Annotated in this window: 18 protein-coding genes; 5 read left to right on the plus strand and 13 right to left on the minus strand. The window is 32.5% G+C overall.

The annotated features are described in order from the left end of the window. Positions 1 to 88: 88 nt before the first annotated feature. The 6 genes from aae to NST35_RS11480 form a co-directional block, all read right to left on the minus strand. Entirely contained in the window at positions 89 to 1,063 is a 975-nt protein-coding gene (gene aae / locus NST35_RS11455) for an autolysin/adhesin Aae (RefSeq protein ID WP_001829380.1), read from the minus strand. A 524-nt stretch (positions 1,064 to 1,587) separates the two neighbouring features. Beyond that, on the minus strand, positions 1,588 to 2,433 hold the full coding sequence (gene gmpC / locus NST35_RS11460) for a dipeptide ABC transporter glycylmethionine-binding lipoprotein (RefSeq protein ID WP_002456836.1): 846 nt from the start codon (positions 2,431 to 2,433) through the stop codon (positions 1,588 to 1,590). A 43-nt stretch (positions 2,434 to 2,476) separates the two neighbouring features. After that, on the minus strand, positions 2,477 to 3,136 hold the full coding sequence (locus tag NST35_RS11465) for a methionine ABC transporter permease (RefSeq protein ID WP_001829353.1): 660 nt from the start codon (positions 3,134 to 3,136) through the stop codon (positions 2,477 to 2,479). Between the two features lie 2 nt (positions 3,137 to 3,138). Continuing rightward, the gene (locus NST35_RS11470) at positions 3,139 to 4,164 is read right to left on the minus strand and encodes a methionine ABC transporter ATP-binding protein (RefSeq protein WP_001832450.1); all 1,026 of its coding nucleotides are present in this window, start codon (positions 4,162 to 4,164) and stop codon (positions 3,139 to 3,141) included. Positions 4,165 to 4,410: 246 nt separating this feature from the next. Next, complete coding sequence (locus NST35_RS11475; RefSeq protein WP_001829386.1) at positions 4,411 to 5,556, minus strand: bifunctional cystathionine gamma-lyase/homocysteine desulfhydrase; 1,146 nt, start codon at positions 5,554 to 5,556, stop codon at positions 4,411 to 4,413. After that, positions 5,549 to 6,457 (minus strand): PLP-dependent cysteine synthase family protein, encoded by a 909-nt coding sequence (locus NST35_RS11480; RefSeq protein ID WP_001829369.1) that lies wholly within the window; start codon positions 6,455 to 6,457, stop codon positions 5,549 to 5,551. The genes NST35_RS11475 and NST35_RS11480 overlap by 8 nt, the downstream gene beginning before the upstream one ends. A gap of 302 nt (positions 6,458 to 6,759) precedes the next feature. Between NST35_RS11480 and NST35_RS11485 the strand changes: the two genes are divergently transcribed. Further along, entirely contained in the window at positions 6,760 to 7,299 is a 540-nt protein-coding gene (locus tag NST35_RS11485; protein WP_002456835.1) for a pentapeptide repeat-containing protein, read from the plus strand. Between the two features lie 178 nt (positions 7,300 to 7,477). Here NST35_RS11485 and NST35_RS11490 read toward each other — a convergent pair whose 3' ends face one another. The 4 genes from NST35_RS11490 to NST35_RS11505 all read right to left on the minus strand — a co-directional run bounded on the left by NST35_RS11490 (position 7,478) and on the right by NST35_RS11505 (position 10,716). Further along, complete coding sequence (locus tag NST35_RS11490) at positions 7,478 to 8,806, minus strand: sodium-dependent transporter (protein ID WP_002447723.1); 1,329 nt, start codon at positions 8,804 to 8,806, stop codon at positions 7,478 to 7,480. A 144-nt stretch (positions 8,807 to 8,950) separates the two neighbouring features. Next, complete coding sequence (locus NST35_RS11495) at positions 8,951 to 9,193, minus strand: hypothetical protein (protein WP_001829367.1); 243 nt, start codon at positions 9,191 to 9,193, stop codon at positions 8,951 to 8,953. A gap of 14 nt (positions 9,194 to 9,207) precedes the next feature. Next, positions 9,208 to 9,936: an alpha/beta hydrolase gene (locus NST35_RS11500; RefSeq protein WP_002458585.1), complete on the minus strand. Its 729-nt coding sequence runs from the start codon at positions 9,934 to 9,936 to the stop codon at positions 9,208 to 9,210. 102 nt (positions 9,937 to 10,038) lie between these two features. Next, positions 10,039 to 10,716, minus strand: a complete 678-nt coding sequence (locus tag NST35_RS11505) for a phosphatase PAP2 family protein (RefSeq protein WP_002458586.1) — start codon at positions 10,714 to 10,716, stop codon at positions 10,039 to 10,041. Between the two features lie 251 nt (positions 10,717 to 10,967). Between NST35_RS11505 and NST35_RS11510 the strand changes: the two genes are divergently transcribed. Next, entirely contained in the window at positions 10,968 to 11,216 is a 249-nt protein-coding gene (locus NST35_RS11510) for a hypothetical protein (RefSeq protein ID WP_002447720.1), read from the plus strand. A 41-nt stretch (positions 11,217 to 11,257) separates the two neighbouring features. On the opposite strand, the gene NST35_RS11515 is transcribed toward NST35_RS11510, so the two are convergent. From NST35_RS11515 to NST35_RS11525, 3 genes are all read right to left on the minus strand, one after another. Continuing rightward, the gene (locus tag NST35_RS11515) at positions 11,258 to 11,626 is read right to left on the minus strand and encodes a DUF2294 domain-containing protein (protein WP_002458587.1); all 369 of its coding nucleotides are present in this window, start codon (positions 11,624 to 11,626) and stop codon (positions 11,258 to 11,260) included. 112 nt (positions 11,627 to 11,738) lie between these two features. Next, positions 11,739 to 14,306: a DUF2309 domain-containing protein gene (locus tag NST35_RS11520; protein ID WP_002458588.1), complete on the minus strand. Its 2,568-nt coding sequence runs from the start codon at positions 14,304 to 14,306 to the stop codon at positions 11,739 to 11,741. An 18-nt stretch (positions 14,307 to 14,324) separates the two neighbouring features. Next, on the minus strand, positions 14,325 to 15,821 hold the full coding sequence (locus NST35_RS11525; protein ID WP_002458589.1) for an NADH dehydrogenase subunit 5: 1,497 nt from the start codon (positions 15,819 to 15,821) through the stop codon (positions 14,325 to 14,327). Positions 15,822 to 16,415: 594 nt separating this feature from the next. Between NST35_RS11525 and NST35_RS12555 the strand changes: the two genes are divergently transcribed. The 3 genes from NST35_RS12555 to NST35_RS11535 all read left to right on the plus strand — a co-directional run bounded on the left by NST35_RS12555 (position 16,416) and on the right by NST35_RS11535 (position 17,153). Beyond that, the gene (locus NST35_RS12555) at positions 16,416 to 16,484 is read left to right on the plus strand and encodes an alpha-1/alpha-2 family phenol-soluble modulin (RefSeq protein ID WP_096824640.1); all 69 of its coding nucleotides are present in this window, start codon (positions 16,416 to 16,418) and stop codon (positions 16,482 to 16,484) included. Between the two features lie 90 nt (positions 16,485 to 16,574). Next, entirely contained in the window at positions 16,575 to 16,646 is a 72-nt protein-coding gene (locus NST35_RS11530) for a phenol-soluble modulin PSM-delta (RefSeq protein WP_087587975.1), read from the plus strand. Positions 16,647 to 16,889: 243 nt separating this feature from the next. Further along, positions 16,890 to 17,153, plus strand: coding sequence for a hypothetical protein (locus NST35_RS11535; protein WP_002486472.1), 264 nt, complete (start codon positions 16,890 to 16,892; stop codon positions 17,151 to 17,153). Positions 17,154 to 17,193: the final 40 nt, after the last annotated feature.

Below are 17,193 nucleotides of genomic sequence, written 5' to 3' on the forward strand. Positions count from 1 at the left end.
TATAAAACTATAATTAAGCCCATTGATGATTCTTAATCCAATCATCAATGGGCTTAATTTGATAGTTATATATTGTTAAACAATTTTCTTAATGAATAAATTTGTAATTTCTCACTTGATAAGCTGGAATTGTTCTATATGTCATATTTCCAGGAGCTGCACTCCAGTTCATTTCTGAAACTAAAATACTTCCATCGCTATTCACGCGCTCTACAAACGCTACGTGACCATAGTAACCAGCGTCAGTTTGTGCAATTGAGCCTACTGTAGGACGATAATCAATAGTATATCCATCAGCAGCTGATGCATTGTCCCAATTATTTGCATTCCACCAGTATGTACTGATACCTTTTCCTATTTCAGCACGTCTATTAAATACGTGCCATGTGCATTGTCCCCAAGTATACAAGTTTTGATGGTTAAAAGTTGGTGAATAATAGCCACCGTTTGATCTAGTATTATTAGAAGATGAGCTACTAGAACTACCTCCAGGCACTTTTAACTTCTGTCCAGGATAGATAAAGAAATTAGTTAATCCATTTAATTGCATAATTTTTTGATACGTTGTCCCATATTTACTAGCAATTGCAGATAGTGAGTCTCCATACTTAACAGTATATGTTGCAGTACGACCACTAGACCCACTAGCTTTTGCACGACTGGAACTCGTCGCTTTACCAGAAACTTTCAACTTTTGTCCAGGGAAAATAAGATAGTTATTTAACCCATTAAGTTGCATGATTTTTTGATAAGTTGTACCGTATTTTGCAGCAATAGAAGATAATGAATCTCCAGCTTTAACTGTATAAACTGTGCCACTATTTGTTGACGTTGCTCTTGAAGATGAGCCTGATACTTTCAATACTTGATTAGGGAATATTAAATTGGAAGTCAATCCATTAAGTGATTTTAATTTAGCAATACTAATCCCATATTTGTGAGAAATTGACCATACAGATTCTCCACTTTTTACTGTATGCGTTGTTGCAGCTTGTGCATGAGTTGATGCCAATGCGCTAAGGGCAGTTGTTCCAATAATGGCAGTAATATATTTTTTTTGCACTTGAAATCCTCCTCTACTTTAGGTTTTGTTTATTCGCGTTTTAACAATACAAAGATATTATACTCTTTAATTATGTATAGCATGTTTGCTTTAGATGACATTCTGATTACAAATATTATTTTAAATAAAAAATAGGGCTACGCTCAAACATATTTGCATTTATCCAATTTAATACATTTTGCAGTCAATTACAATGTCTTTTTTATCACAATTATTATTAATATGGTTTCGCACCTTATATTTACAATTTCGAATGTAATGTTTTTTCTATTTTCAAATTAATATTAAATGGACAGACGCTTATTTCTAGATTCTAAATGCAACATTTCGAATAAAAAAAGAAGTAGGAATAGAATTCGCTATGAATTCTTTATCCCACTTCAAAAAGGTAAAATGCCATGAAAGATATAGAAATATATCTTCAACTTAGTCATTGACTATAAAATTGTTTTGCAACCATCACATATAACTGGAATTCTAGACTAAAAATTTCTATATGGTGAATGTTGCGCTAAAACTTTATATTATTTTTTTGCCAACTCATTTTCGATTTCTTCGATTTCCTTTTTAGAAAGATCTACTGGTTTTTCACCGTCTTTAGTGTCTTCTTTTAATGCTTTTTGAGCTTCTTTTGAATGATAAAGTTCTATAATTTTTTTGTAGGTTTTATTATCTTTGTCTTTAGAGTTGACAGCTACAACATTAATATATGGTTTTACTGCATCTGAACTTGCTTTTTCTAAATAAATAGGATCCTTTTTAGCGTCTTTTCCTGCTTTTGTTGCAACACCGTTATTGATAACTGATATATCCACATCAGAAAGTGCACGCGCTGTTTGTTGTGCATCAACAGCTTTAATTTTTAAATCTTTAGGATTACTTTCAATATCTTTTGTTGTTCCGTTTAATCCAAAGTTCTTCTTAAGCTTAATTAAACCTGCAGATTCTAATAACTTAAGTGCTCGAGCTTGGTTAGATACATCATTCGGAATAGCAACTTGCGCACCTTTTTTAACATCTTTAATGTTCTTAACTTTATCTGAATAAATACCTAATGGAGCTAATACTGTAGTGCTAAGTGCTTCAATATTGGTATCTTTATGAGCTTTTTTATATTGATCTAAAAAAGCAAAGTGTTGGAAGGCATTTAAATCAATATCCCCGTCACTAAGTGCTTTGTTTGGAACATTGTAATCTGAAAAGTGCTTGATTTCTAAATCAATATCATCTTTTTTAGCTAATTCTTTAACTTTTTCCCAAGCCTTCGTGTCGTTGGATGCAACACCTATGGTTACCTTTTTACCATTATTACCGCCACATGCTGATAAAACTAAAATTGCAACGATTAAAAAACTTAAAATCTTTTTCATAAATGAATTCCCCCTAAATATTTATAAAACACTTACTAGTATTTTAATTTCTACGGATAACCCTAGCGATAAAGTTACCTAACGTTTGTATAATTTGAACAATAATAATAAGTACAATGACTGTAATCACAATGACAATTGTATCGAATCGTTGATAACCATACACTAAAGCCAAATCACCTATACCGCCACCACCAACAGCACCAGCCATTGCTGTACTACCTATGAGACCAATAATAGCTGTAGTTATAGCTAGAATTAATGAACCAAGTGCTTCTGGCAATAAAAAATAACGTATAATTTGAAGAGGTGATGCACCCATTGCTTTAGCTGCCTCAATAATCCCGTCATCGACTTCCAGTAATGAGTTTTCTACTAAGCGTGCGATATAAGGTGCTACATAAACCGTGAGTGGTACTATGGCTGCTGTTGTGCCGATAGATGTGCCAACTAGCAATTTAGTAAAAGGCACTATGGCTATTAATAAAATAATGAACGGAATTGATCTTAAAATATTAATGATAGGATTTAATACTTGATGCAATATTGTATTCGACCATATACCGTTTTTTCTAGTTACCACTAACAAGATGCCAAGAGGTATACCTATTAAAGCACCGATTACAAGTGATACAGTCACCATATACAATGTTTCGTATAGAGCTTGTAATAATTGAGATGAATCTAAACTTGAACCAAACATATTTATATAACCTCCTCATACCGAATATGTCGTTTTGAAAGGTAATCAGTAAGTTTAAAATCATTAAATGACTCATCATGCTCAAATCTCAACCACAAATAACAAACCGTTTCATCTTGAATTTCTGACATAGAAGAAAATAATACGTTAACGTTAAGATGATGCTCGTTGATAAGCTCGTTCAATATTGGCAATTGAATTTGTTCAGAGTCTAAAAACAGTTTATAATCTGTGAAATTTGAATCTTTTCTCGAGTTAAAAGAGGCCCGTAACTCTTTTGAAGGCTCAGTGTTAATCACCGTCGAAACGAAATTTTTTGCAGTGTTCGTTTGTGGATGACTAAAGACATCTTTAACTGTCCCCATTTCTATCACTTCGCCATTTTCCATGACAGCTACACGATGACAAATTTTTTGAATTACGCTCATTTCATGTGTAATCATCATAATCGTCACACCAAATGTTCGATTCACATTACTTAATAAATTTAAAATTGAGCTTGTAGTAGCTGGATCCAGAGCACTTGTCGCTTCATCACATAATAATATTTTAGGATGCGTTACTAATGCTCTTGCGATGGCAACACGTTGTTTTTGTCCACCTGATAATTCATCTGGAAATTGATCTTTTTTATCAGCAAGCCCCACAAATTCTAACATTTCGTCAACTTTTTCCTTAATTTCTTTCTTATTTGTCTTACTTAAAATAAGTGGCATTGCAACATTTTTATAGACTGATTTAGAATTAAGCAAATTGAAATGTTGAAAGATCATACCGATATCTTTTTTAATATCACGTAAATCTTTTTCTTTATATGTATCAATCTCATGACCATCAACAATAACTTGACCATCTGATACTGTCTCAAGTTGATTGACTAACCGAACTAATGTACTTTTACCAGCACCACTATAACCAATAACACCAAAAATATCATGTTGGTCAATCTTAAATGATACATTTTTCAAAGCTTGAATAGTTTCTCTTTTTTTGCGAAAAACTTTGTTAACATTTTTGAATTCAATCACCTAATCTCTCCCTCCAATTTCCGATTAAAATTATCTGAATATTTGCATTATATTGAATTGATGTCGTACCGTCAACAATCTTTTTTGATTTTTCCAAAATTAATTAATATTCTGAAAAATAATGTTCTACAATTGGTTACTTATCTCAAAAATTGTGGAAATTACGCAACTCAATAGTAAATATAAAACAAGAGATTAAGATGCAAAACGTTTCATTTCATCATCTTAATCTCTAAATAAGTGATATTATCTCAAAGTATTTAAGGCTTGTTCTAAATCATTAACTAAGTCTTCTGTGTCTTCAATACCAATAGATAAACGAATGAGACCATCCGTAATACCTTCCTTGGCTCTTACATCTGATGGGATGGACGCATGCGTCATAAGTGCCGGTACAGAAATTAGACTTTCAACTGCCCCTAAACTCTCTGCCAGTGTAAAGTAGTTTGTTGCGTGAATCACTTGTTTAGCCGCTTCTGTATCTTTAACTTCAAAAGATACTACCCCTGTATGCCCAGTTGCTTGATTTTGATGGATAGTATAGTTCATATGTTCCTTAATACTAGGATGGAATACTTGTTGAACTTTAGGGTGCTTTTGTAACATTTGCACAATACCTTCAACGTTTCGGTTTATTTGCTCCATTCTTAGACCTAGCGTTTTAATACCTCTGATTAATAAATAGCTATCTTGAGGTCCAAGTACACCACCTGTAGAATTTGAAATAAAGCCTAGACGTTCTGCTAAATCATCATCAGCAGTAGCAACAAGACCAGCTACAACATCACTATGGCCTCCAATATATTTTGTAGCCGAATGCAATACGATATCAATACCAAAGTCTAAAGGGTTTTGGTAGTAAGGTGTCATAAATGTATTATCGACTACAGATATCAAATCATATTTTTTTGCAATTTTTGCTGATGCTTTAATATCAGTCACACGCAATAATGGATTTGAAGGTGTTTCTACATATAACATTTTAGTTTCAGGTTTAATATATTGTTCAATGTTTTCAATTTTAGTTGTATCAACAAAATCTACGTCTATACCAAAGCGAGTAAATACTTTAGTTAATGCACGATATGTGCCACCATAAACATCAGAATTAAGAACTAAGTGATCTCCTTTATCTAATAACATGATAACTGCACTAATTGCTGCCATTCCTGAACCAAAAGCAAAACCATGCTTACCATGTTCTAAATTAGCAATAACACTTTCAAGAGACGCACGTGTAGGATTTGCAGTACGTGAATATTCGTACCCTTGTCTTAAATCACCAATATCATCTTGTAAATAAGTACTTGTTTGATAAATAGGTGTTGTCACTGCTCCAGTATAGTTGTCTGTCGTATGTCCCCCATGTATCATTTGCGTTTTTTTATTCATTATTAAAACTCTCCTTATAGTTGAATATTTGTTTGGACATGTATCGATCGCTTCCATCTGGAAAGATGGTAACAATCACACCATTTTGAATGCTTTTTTTTAATTCCAACGCTCCTTGTAATGCCGCTCCCGAAGAACTACCAACTAACAATCCTTCTTTATTCGCGACAAGTTTAACATTATTAAAAGCATCTTTATCGGCAACAGTAAAAATACCATCTACTAATTCTTTTTCTAAAAATGATGGCCACTTTTCAGAACCAATCCCTTCAGTTGCATGAGGATGACTGACACCACCATTTAAGACAGAGCCTTCTGGTTCTACAATATAATTTTTTACATCATACGTTTTTAAGTGTTGTGCAACTCCTGTAAACGTACCACCGGACCCAACACCTGCCACAAAATAATCAATATGTGAAAGTTCATCTGTGAGTTGTTTGGCAAGTGTTTGTGTATATGCCCCAGGATTATCTTTAGTTTCGAATTGATTCATATATAAATATCCATATCGTGTTGCGTATGCCAACGCCTCTTGCTGTGCGCCAGTCATTCCCTCAGCTTTGGGGGTACGTCTAACATCTGCACCCAATGCTTTCATAATTGAAATTTTTTCTTCTGCAAATCCTTCTGGAGCAAAGATGATACATTTTACTTTGTGCCGATTAGAAGCAATAGCAAGTCCAATGCCTGTATTACCAGCAGTCGCTTCGACTATTGTATCCCCTTCTTTAAGTCGTCCTTCATCTATTGCTTTTTCAATTAAGTACTTCCCTAGACGGTCTTTGATGCTACCACCAGGATTAAATTGCTCAAGTTTGGCGTATATTTTAACATTCTCGTCACTAAAGCTTTCTAATAAAACTAATGGAGTTTGTCCTATCAAATCGTATGCAATCATTATTTTTGGTTCAGATGACAACAATGAGTATCACTGAACTTAACCCACTTTCTTTATTTATGTTAGCGCTAATTCTTACTTATCAGATATGAATTATAACTTATCGGCATTGTTTTTGCAATTTCTGAAAAACGTACAATCAATTTGAAATTTAAACATTATTTAAAATAAGTATTTTTATAATTGATTACGTTTATATGAGAATACATACCGAAAGTGTTATGATAGGGGTAAATAAGCTAGCACATCGATAAAAGTTATCGAATTACATACACTAGAAATGATAAGGAGCTGCTTTAATTATGACGAAACAAGATTTATCTTTATCTGTATTTACCAATGAAAATTATAAGAATCTTCGTTACACATCATCTAGTTTTAGAAATTCTATGTATGATGAATTAGAGGTTAATAAAAGTCGTTTTAAAAACTGTAATTTTAATGAAGGTATTTTTAAGAATATAGAAGCAATTTGTAATTGTAAATTTACAACGTGCGGGTTTAATAATTGTATTTTCGAAGATGTTCATTTTTACAAAAACCAATTTAAAGATTCAACATTTGTGAATACACCATTTGATCAATCCGTATTTAATAGTACTTTATTCCAAAATGCAATGTTCGATAGCAATCTCATTCGTAGCGTAAAATGGACTGATATCATTTTTAAAAACGTTTCTTTCAAAAATGTAGAAATTGAAGGAACAACATTTAAAGATGTAAAATTCAAAAATTGTGAGTTCAAAAATGTAATTATTACTAATTCAACTATGTCGCAAAAGTTAATGAATGAATTACAAAAACAAGATGTTACTTTAGAAAATATAGACACTTCTATTTAACATTCATTATCTTCCGCTTAAGAAAACAATTTAAGATCATAGTTAAACATTCGCTCGTTTAATGGTGTTAGATATTTCGAATCAACTACATAACATTCTTTATATAGTAAAACGGTCAACTCCACTAAAAAATGGAATTGACCGTTTGTTTTAGTTTTATCAATAACGTCTCAATGATTTAAAATAATTGAACTATAAATACTAAAATAATGACAATGGGCATGACGAACTTAATTAAATAATACCACGGTAAAAATAGGTTGAATTTGTCTTTCCCAAAGCTTTCTTTTAATAATTTTTTATCTAGTAATTGGCCAACCACCAATGTTGTTCCTAATGCCCCTAATGGCATAAGAATATTAGATACAATAAAATCCATATTATCAAATATAGTACCAGCGCCAAAACGCAAATGACTTAGACTACTAAAAGATAATGTTGCTGGGATACTAATGATAAATACAAGTATACTACCTATGATTGCCACTTTTTGTCTTTTACTATTATCATTTTTAGTAAAATTAGATACATTTAACTCTAATAATGATATAGAAGACGTTAATGCCGCAAATAAGAATAATAGTAAAAATATAAAGTAAAAGAATGTACCAAAAGTCATTTCGCTAAACACTAGTGGTAAGACCTTAAATAATAAGCCAGGGCCTTCTTGAGGTTGGTAACCAAATGTTTTAAGCGCAGGAAATATAGCTAATCCAGCCAAGACAGAAATTAAAATATTCATTACGACAATTGAAAGTGCTGAAGACTTTATCGTCATATTTTTAGGGGCATAACTTGCATAAGTAATCATTCCGGTTGTACCTAGAGACAGCGTAAAAAACGATTGCCCTAACGCAAATAGTACCCCTTGAATAGACATATCTTCAACTCGAGGTTGCAGTATATAACGTACACCTTCTAAAGCACCTTCTAAAGTTAAAGATTGTGCTACAACAATAATTAAAAAGATAAATAATAGAGGCATCATTATTTTAGAAGCTTTTTCTAAACCTTTTTCAACACCTAACATAACAATTACCATTGTTATCAAAATAAATATGCCTTGACCTAAAACAGTCAACCATGGATTACTAATAATTGTTTCAAATTGAATATTTGTCAGCGTACTTGATTTAAAAATCGCGATTTGTGCTATGACATAACCTATATATATAATAATCCAACCACCAATAACACTATAAAAACCAAATAATATAAATACGGCTAAATTACCATTCCACCCGATAATATTAAGCCATTTCTTTCCCGTTAATTTCTTATATATTTGCGTTGTATATGTACGCCCCATTTTACCTACCGTAAATTCCATAATTAACAGTGGTAGTCCTACAAATATAGTAAAAATTAAAAACATTAAAAGAAAAGCGCCACCGCCATATATACCTGCCATATATGGGAACTTCCACATTGCACCCAACCCTATTGCAGAACCTGCGCTAGCTAATATAAAACCGGTAGACGTTTTCCATTGTGAATGACCACTCAAATTACCAACTCCCTTTAAAGCGCTAAAGTGTTAAAATGCTTAAGTCCTACTCTATCATGAGTTTATTTTATGTGCAATGTACCTATATATTGTCAGAATAATGAAATACACATTTTTTGATATTTATGGATTGTTGCTGTATTTTTATTCAAAATCATAAGTAATGTGTTGTCCCTCTGTCACTTCTTCAATGTCTAGACTTTCAATGTGATCAACATTAATATAATGTACAACATCTTTTTTAATATATAAGTATGCCAATTCATCAAATTCATCTATGATTCGCGATACACATGTATCGTAATCAGGACCATTTTCAAATGTTTTAAATTCCGTATATGTTTTTCCTGATACAGTTGTATAAGTTAATAAAAATGTACGTTTCATATTCCTACACTCCTTTATTTACTGAAAAATTGGATAATAGATTGTTCTACTTTGTATGCATAATCACCGTATGTCATAAGATGACCACTTTTTTCAAATTTGAGAAGTTCTTTATCTTGACTATTTACATTATCATAAATGTATTGCGCACTTTGAGCATATAATGGGTCATCTTCATCGCCATACATAATATTCACTGGTATTGTAATATTTGCAAGACAAGCCATAATTTCATCAATTACACCTTGAAATACTTCAATTTCTTTATCATAGGACAAGATGGTTTCCATTTGGTGACGACGCTCCTCTTCGCTCAAACTCAAAATTTCATTCATTCGATGCCCATACCTTTCAAGACGCCAAGCAATCTCGCTTTCACGCTTTTTATGTGGGGCTGACATCACAGCTATACGTTCTAAATTAAAATGTTCAGCCAACCTTAAAGTAAATAATCCACCCAATGATACGCCTGTCACATTAATTCTGCTATATCCTTCATTTCTTAAAAATTGATATGCTGAAGTAACTTGTTCCCACCAATCATTAATATTGTGTTTAGTAAATTCCTTAAGCGGCAAACCGTGGCCTGGATAACTAGGCACGTAACAGGTAAACCCCTCTTCATTTAACTGTTGTGCTAAATGTTTTACATCACGTACAGTTCCCGTAAAAGAATGTAATAACAATACAGCTTGTTGACGATGTCCTTTTAAGTAGATTGATTGTGGTGATTTAACTTTCATTTTTACATTCACTCCTATTTATGTAGATGTTGATATAAAATAGACTCCCTGCGCTCTCAAGACCGTCTAAAAATTGATATTTTAAAATTTTTCAAGCTACTTTCACTTACTTTTCCGCCAAAAAAAATTTAGTAAAGGTGACACTAATATAAATAACGATACCCATATAATCGCTAAACTTACGCCTCCTACAACGTCAGAAAAATAGTGTGCATGAAAATACAGTCTACTTATTAAAACGCTAACCCAAAATACAATACTTAAAATTGTGATTATAAATTTAAAAGCACGCTGTCGGATTAATGGGATAATAATGATCATAATCATTAAAAAGAATAACGTATTAATATTAGAATGCCCACTAGGAAAAGACCATCCTGTATCAATACTTAAATGATTCTCAGGCCTTGACCTTTCAATCGTTTGCTTAGTTAAATAATTAATCAATGCGCCACTAGTCATCGTTATGATTAGCCATATTGCTTGTTGAACCTTCTTGTAAAACATGAGTAGCACTGCAATAAGGATAGCCACAATTAATATAGTCTTAACATCACCAAAGGTAGCGCAAAACGTCATTATGTTGTTGATGAAGCCATGTCCAAACACTCTATTAGGATCCCCAAATTGTTTACTAAACCACTCTTGCACGCTAAGATCAACCATTCCCAACCACTGATTATGCGCTAGCACATGAGTAGCGATAAAGCTTAAAAGAATAATCATGCATATTAAAATTGGGATTATCCCTTTTGCTATATTCATATATTTAAAATTCATATCAACACCTATTTCTTTAATATGGTTCAGTTAAGTTATTTTGTCTTCTTTTGAATACGAAATATGTCTTCGCACCTCAAACATAATCATTCTTTCTCATTTTACACTATATCAGTGTTTTATCATTAATTTTACTTAACAAACATTTACTTGAATACTTTAAATGTCTTTAAAATATCATACTCATTACATATACAATAATGTATAATGTGATTTAACATAAAATATAATTTTAATGAGGAGGCGACATATTGTTTACTAAAAAAATATTGATTTATATTGCGCTCCTTATTACCTTAATTCGTTTTTTTATTCCATTACATCCAGACTTTGATACGTTGTTAGTATGGTTGTTTATTCTTTACATAGTTCCAATTATTTTATGTATCATTGGCTTTAAATCAGATAAACTCATCGCTACTATGATTATGATTCCAAATTTAATGGGTATAGGTTATCGTCTATTCATCTTCTTTAATGACTTTTTGCATTTAAAATAAAACAGCACTATCTATTAAAGATAGTACCGTTAAATAATTTATTACTTATGTAATGCTTTATCAAAACGATCTTCCAACTTAAAAATCATTACGCGTTCACCGGTTATAGTACTTAAATCACTATGAAAACTTTTCACATTAAGTCCAGTCAAATCTTTAATAATGCGACTCAAGTCCTCTTCACCAGACTCTACAAGTTCAGAACGTGTACGTTTAATATTTAAAAGCCCTTCATTTGTTTTACACACGCGATATTCAGCAGGTGTCAAAATGCCTTGTAAACTAACAATCACCATATCACGAAGAATGTCTGTTTTTACAGACAAAGAACCTCTCCCTAAAAAATCTTTTTCCCATTGCGTAATGGCTTTACTAATTTCAGATTCATAAATACCTCTCGTCTTTTTCATAACTGGGCGACTCCTATTTCTTGATTACTTATAGTTTAACATTAAACTGAAATAATCAAAAAACTTAATTTCTTCTAATGAATCTTTAATTGTTAATCTCACCGAGTATTTTCTACCAGTCTTTCCAACTATTATTTTCATCAATACTAGCAAGTCTTATCCATTGATGATCAACCTTTTGTCTAAAATGATCATGATGTTTTAACAAACGTTGAATATATGCATCTGGCGCTTGAATAACAATTAAAAGCCTAATAGGTGTGTGATACGCCTCTTTATCATTCAGCATTACTGACTGCCATGGTAAGCCATACATTAAATCACTAGCATTTCCTTGCATGACACCTACACCACTTGTCACAGTTTGCGTTGTTTTACTACCGCTTCCATAATAATGAGGTGCCACAGTTGAGGCGTAGTATTGTAAATTAATCCATTGTGCTACTAGTGCCGGCCCAGAAATAATTGTATTTAAAATCTCACCGTCTTCATCCTTTGTCCAATCATAATTATGAAGAAATGCCCGTCCCTCTAAGTTACTATTTTGGGTGATTTGACGTTTCCCAATAATGAATTCAGCATTTCGTGCTAGGCCCCATTCTGGACGAACCTCACTCCAATCGCTAGCGTGACGATGCGCTTCAGCTTTAGGATTTTGGTCAGTTTTTTTTATATTTGGCAATGATGCCAAACGTTCTAAATTAGCTTTATAACTTACTTTTGGCATCACACGCTTAAGTTCGTCAAAGGCATTTTGAGCTTCTGTAGTTAATGGTGGAACATAAATATACTTTAACTCATCAACTGACGTTTGATGTTCAGCAGCTATAAACACTGTATGTCTTGGAATATGGATTCCTTCCATCACTAATCCACGTCTAACATTTTCTTGATTACACATTACTGCTAATAATTTCGCATTGAATCCACTCGAGGCACCGCCGCAAGCACCGCATTCTAATGAAGCATGATAGGGATTATTATGTGATTCACTACCGTGTCCGCATAGAACAATAAGTGGTGCAAAATCATCTGTTAAGTCCATTAATTGTAATGCTTTTTTGGAAAATTGAATCTGTTCCTCTAAAGTAAAGCCGATAGGTAGTTTTGAATACGCATCTTGCTCACGCTGAATAGTTAACTTACCTGTTGGTTTACGTAGCCATTTTTGTGAGAATCGATGCACAATACGTTGTGCTTTTTTAGGAAAAATTGTGTTAGCTATAGTCGCAATACTTAAAAAAGGACCACTTAATTCTGGTAAAAGTAAACTTGGCAAGACGTTGTTTTTCATTAATTTAAAGTTATAAAACATAGATGTAAGTGTATGTTGTTGTTGATTATAAATTTTCATTTCATGTTGATCAGCATATTCTTTAATACGATATGCAGGTTCTACCATCACTGGTAAAGATGGATGTGCAAATTGCTCATCAAGTACTTCTTTTTGAATTGGCAGACCAAAGAACCCAGCAATTCCTATTGTTTCAAAAGGACCTTCACTTTCTAAATGTCTTCTAAACGGTTCGGATCGTACATCAATACAAAACGCAAGTTGTACTTTTGCTTTTGCTTGATTAGTATCTTCGGTTGGAACACGATAAACTTCATCAACCAAGCGACGTTCATGCGTTTCTTCCCATGCATCTAACCATAACTTTTTAAAATAAAACGGGCTGAATCGTGTCCCCAATTCAATGTATGCTTGTTGCTTTTTAGTTGATAGATTTAACCACTGCTCAACATTCATTTGTATGTTAAATAGCAAATAACGTATTTGCTCTAACTTTTTTTGAAGATATATAGATTTTTTTAATAAGGTTGTATGGTGGTCCTTTAAAAGTGCCATCTCAATTGAGAGACGAATCGCAACATAGTCTGTTAATAAGTAATCATCATTACTATGTGTCTGTGACCGATGATACATGATTCCTGCCCAACCTGGTAAAGATAATAAATGACTCTCAATATATGATTGTCGATATTCTTCTTTTACCCCTAATTCTTGAAAGGCGTACTCTATTGCTTCGGTTGCTTGATTTGGCAGATGTACTAAAGTAAGTCGTTGTTTTTTTGTGAATAGCGGATCATGTTTAACTAAACGTTGCCAAGCATGATAGAACCCTTTTTCTCTTTTTGGCATGGTCCAACTTGATTGAAAGTCATCAACATATAATTTAGACCACTTAATCATATGAGCATCTAAAACATCAATAAGTCGTGTACCTTCCTTTGTGAAAACACTAGCACTTTGCGCTATCACATCATCTTTTTTCTTATAATCCTTAAAATAAGTTTGCACCCATTTTTCCAGTTTCTCGTTATCTTTTGTATCAAAGTAACCTTCTTCAATCGTTTTTAAATTTTTCGCTCTTTGAATATATGTGTTGATATCACTGTCAGATAGTGAACTATTATTATAATGCGCACGATTTTCATCCAACCGTTCTTCAAATACTTTTAAATCTATTTCTTTATTACTAATCGCTCTGTGAATGGAAGACGCATTAGGATAAATGTCAATATCCCCTATACTTTTTAACCAATGTGCCACTTGATCAAACGAAGCATCTTCTAGCCCCTCCCACGGATTACGTGCAGCAAATGTTGAAATCGGCGATAAAGGGGTAATCACACGTTTAGCCTGATTAACTAATTCATTGATATCTGATTGAAGCATAATTTCTATCCTCCTTTATTAAAATCTTTTTAAATATGAGGGATGACTTTCTATAGATTGGGTTTTAGCCTCTCCTACTTTAATAAGCCACAGGTATAACTTCGCAAATGCCTTTGATTCTCTTCGCCGTGCTACCCATATGCTTAACATACTGCCGAAAACTAAAATAGCAATCGATAGAATAATACTTATGAGTGGTGGTGAAACAATATAAATATCAACAGTACTTAATGTCGTGAAGAAGTAATGATGCGTAATAATATAAACAAGTGCTACAACAATAATCATACATATTCCGATAATTCTTCCGATGAGTCCATGACTAAAAGCAACTAATTGATTCCATGACACCATTAACGACCAAGCTAATATAAGAGCGCTCAATACATCATAGGCATGTCTATCACTATTCAACCAAAATATTATCGCTATAAGAATAGCTAGTAGACGACCAAATACAAGCCATCCATATGACTTTTTAACAGATGGAGGCGTAGGGATGTTAAATCTTTTAACAACAGAACCCGATTGTAGAAATAACGTCGCTTTAAACACGCCATGCAATATTAAATGTACTATCGCCGCAGAATATGCTCCAAGCGCACATTGTACTAACATAAAACCCATTTGACTTATCGTAGAACCTACAAGTTGTCTCTTGTAATCAACATGCACAAGACTGATTCCAGAACCTAACAATACTGAAATGCTTGCAATAATTAATAACAGTGAAATGGCTATTTCGTCATTAAATACCGGAGAAAAGCGTGTAAGAATCACGCCACCAGCATTAACAATACCAGCGTGCATAATAGCTGAAACTGGCGTAGGCGCAGCTACAGATTCAATAAGCCAGCCTTGAAATGGAAATTGTGCCGCCGGAATAATCACTGCTAGAACAATAAGTAAATTGATACAGAGACGCATTCCATAATTGATTGCATTATCATCTGACATATTCGAATGAATATACCAATCTCCTGTAGCGATATACAATAAAATGACAGCAATCAATAGCGAGAACCATGCCAATGTAAATGACCAAGCTGAAATTCTTGCCGCTTCCCTAGGTACCTTCCATAATTTGTTAACTTTAATGAGACGTGTTAACACAAATAATGTTGCCCCCCAAAACATGGTCATTAACCTTAAGTCTCCACTTAACCATGCCAATGAAGCAAATGCAGTAATTAGTGTAAGAAACGGAAAATATTTACGGTAATGCATGTCACCAATTAAATAACGCATAGAAAACTTTTGAATGATAAAGCCTAAAGTCAAAATAAATGTCATCATCAACCAAGTAAGATGATCAACTACAAAAGGTCCAACATTCACCCTTTCACCGAAAAATATTAATCCACTTAATCCCGCAATGATAGGTAAAACAAGTAAATATATATGAAATTTAATATATTGAATGGGTACTTGATGATTCAAAAATATTAATCCACTCAGTATAGCAATGACAAGTGTGATAAAAAACATAAACAAAACAAACTCTGAACTTAACATTGCGTATCCTCCATCTCAAAAAATATTTAAAACATAACAAAAAGCCTACAATAGCCAACCTTTCATATATGTCATAATGAAAGAATTTAAACTATTGTAGGCTTCAATTTAACTCAAGTGTTTCGCACTTTTATCCTCAATATGTATATAAATCTTACGGAGTATAAATAAATCGTACACTTTATTTAAATAAGCTGCCTATATCATTTTGTAGTAAAGTAAGAACTCTTTCCCCTCTATCAATCAAGGTTACTCAACCTAAAATTGCTAAAGCAAGACTTAGTTATTACCTTTTCGAATAATACTATTAATATATTTTAAATGAGCAAGAGTGTCAATGGTTACGCTTCTCAAAATAAGACTGAATTAATCATATAGTAATGATTATTGAAAGCTTAATTACTCAAAGATCCTTTTGTAAAGCTTATGTAAACAGTATAAAGACAAAATAACACTTAGGAATAACTCACTGTTGAGTGAAAAACATAAATCATTCACTTAAGACATTGATATTTTAATTTAGGGACTATGCACATATTTAATTCAAATTCCAGTTACACTATAGATAACAAATTAGTAAGGGAGGTCATTTAAATGGCAGATGTAATCGCTAAAATTGTTGAAATTGTTAAAGGCTTAATTGATCAATTTACTCAAAAATAATATTTAAAAGTTAAGTATTTTATAAGTTAGCTTTTGAATATTCAACAACCATCTCTAAATACATTTCCCTTTTGAAAGGAGGTCATGAACATGAGCATCGTATCAACTATCATCGAAGTCGTTAAAACTATCGTAGACATCGTTAAAAAATTCAAAAAATAGTCTACATTCTACATAGCCACCATCTTTTACGATGGTGGTTTTTTATGTCTATTTATTTTCAGCTCGCTTAAACACCTTTAACCACCCAACATTTACTTCTCTTCATTATTGGATAACTTTTCAAAATAAACTATTGTAATGAATATATTTTTACTTATAATGGTAAACACGGCATCACGTTTATTAAAACAACGATGACTATTGATTCATTTGGTAAATAACGACATCGAAAGGATGGACAAAATGAAGAAAGGTTCAATTTCCAGCTTATTATCAATTATTGTCACGCTCATTAGTATTTTTATATGTTTTACAACCATGTTTACGAACATCTATAACAACACTGACTTTAACTTTTGGTATTTCCCAGGAGCAATTATCTTTGTTATCTCAATTATTATTAATATTATAGCAATGTTTAAAGGTAATAAGACGTTAAACATCATCCTATTTTTTATTAACTTTTTTGCCTTACTTATCTTTACCACACCATTTGCAATCGTTTAAATGTTATTTTCAACTGCAAAATAGTAAGGCACGAGTCATA

Source organism: Staphylococcus sp. FSL W8-0304 (assembly GCF_038006565.1).
GTDB classification, from domain to species: domain Bacteria; phylum Bacillota; class Bacilli; order Staphylococcales; family Staphylococcaceae; genus Staphylococcus; species Staphylococcus epidermidis.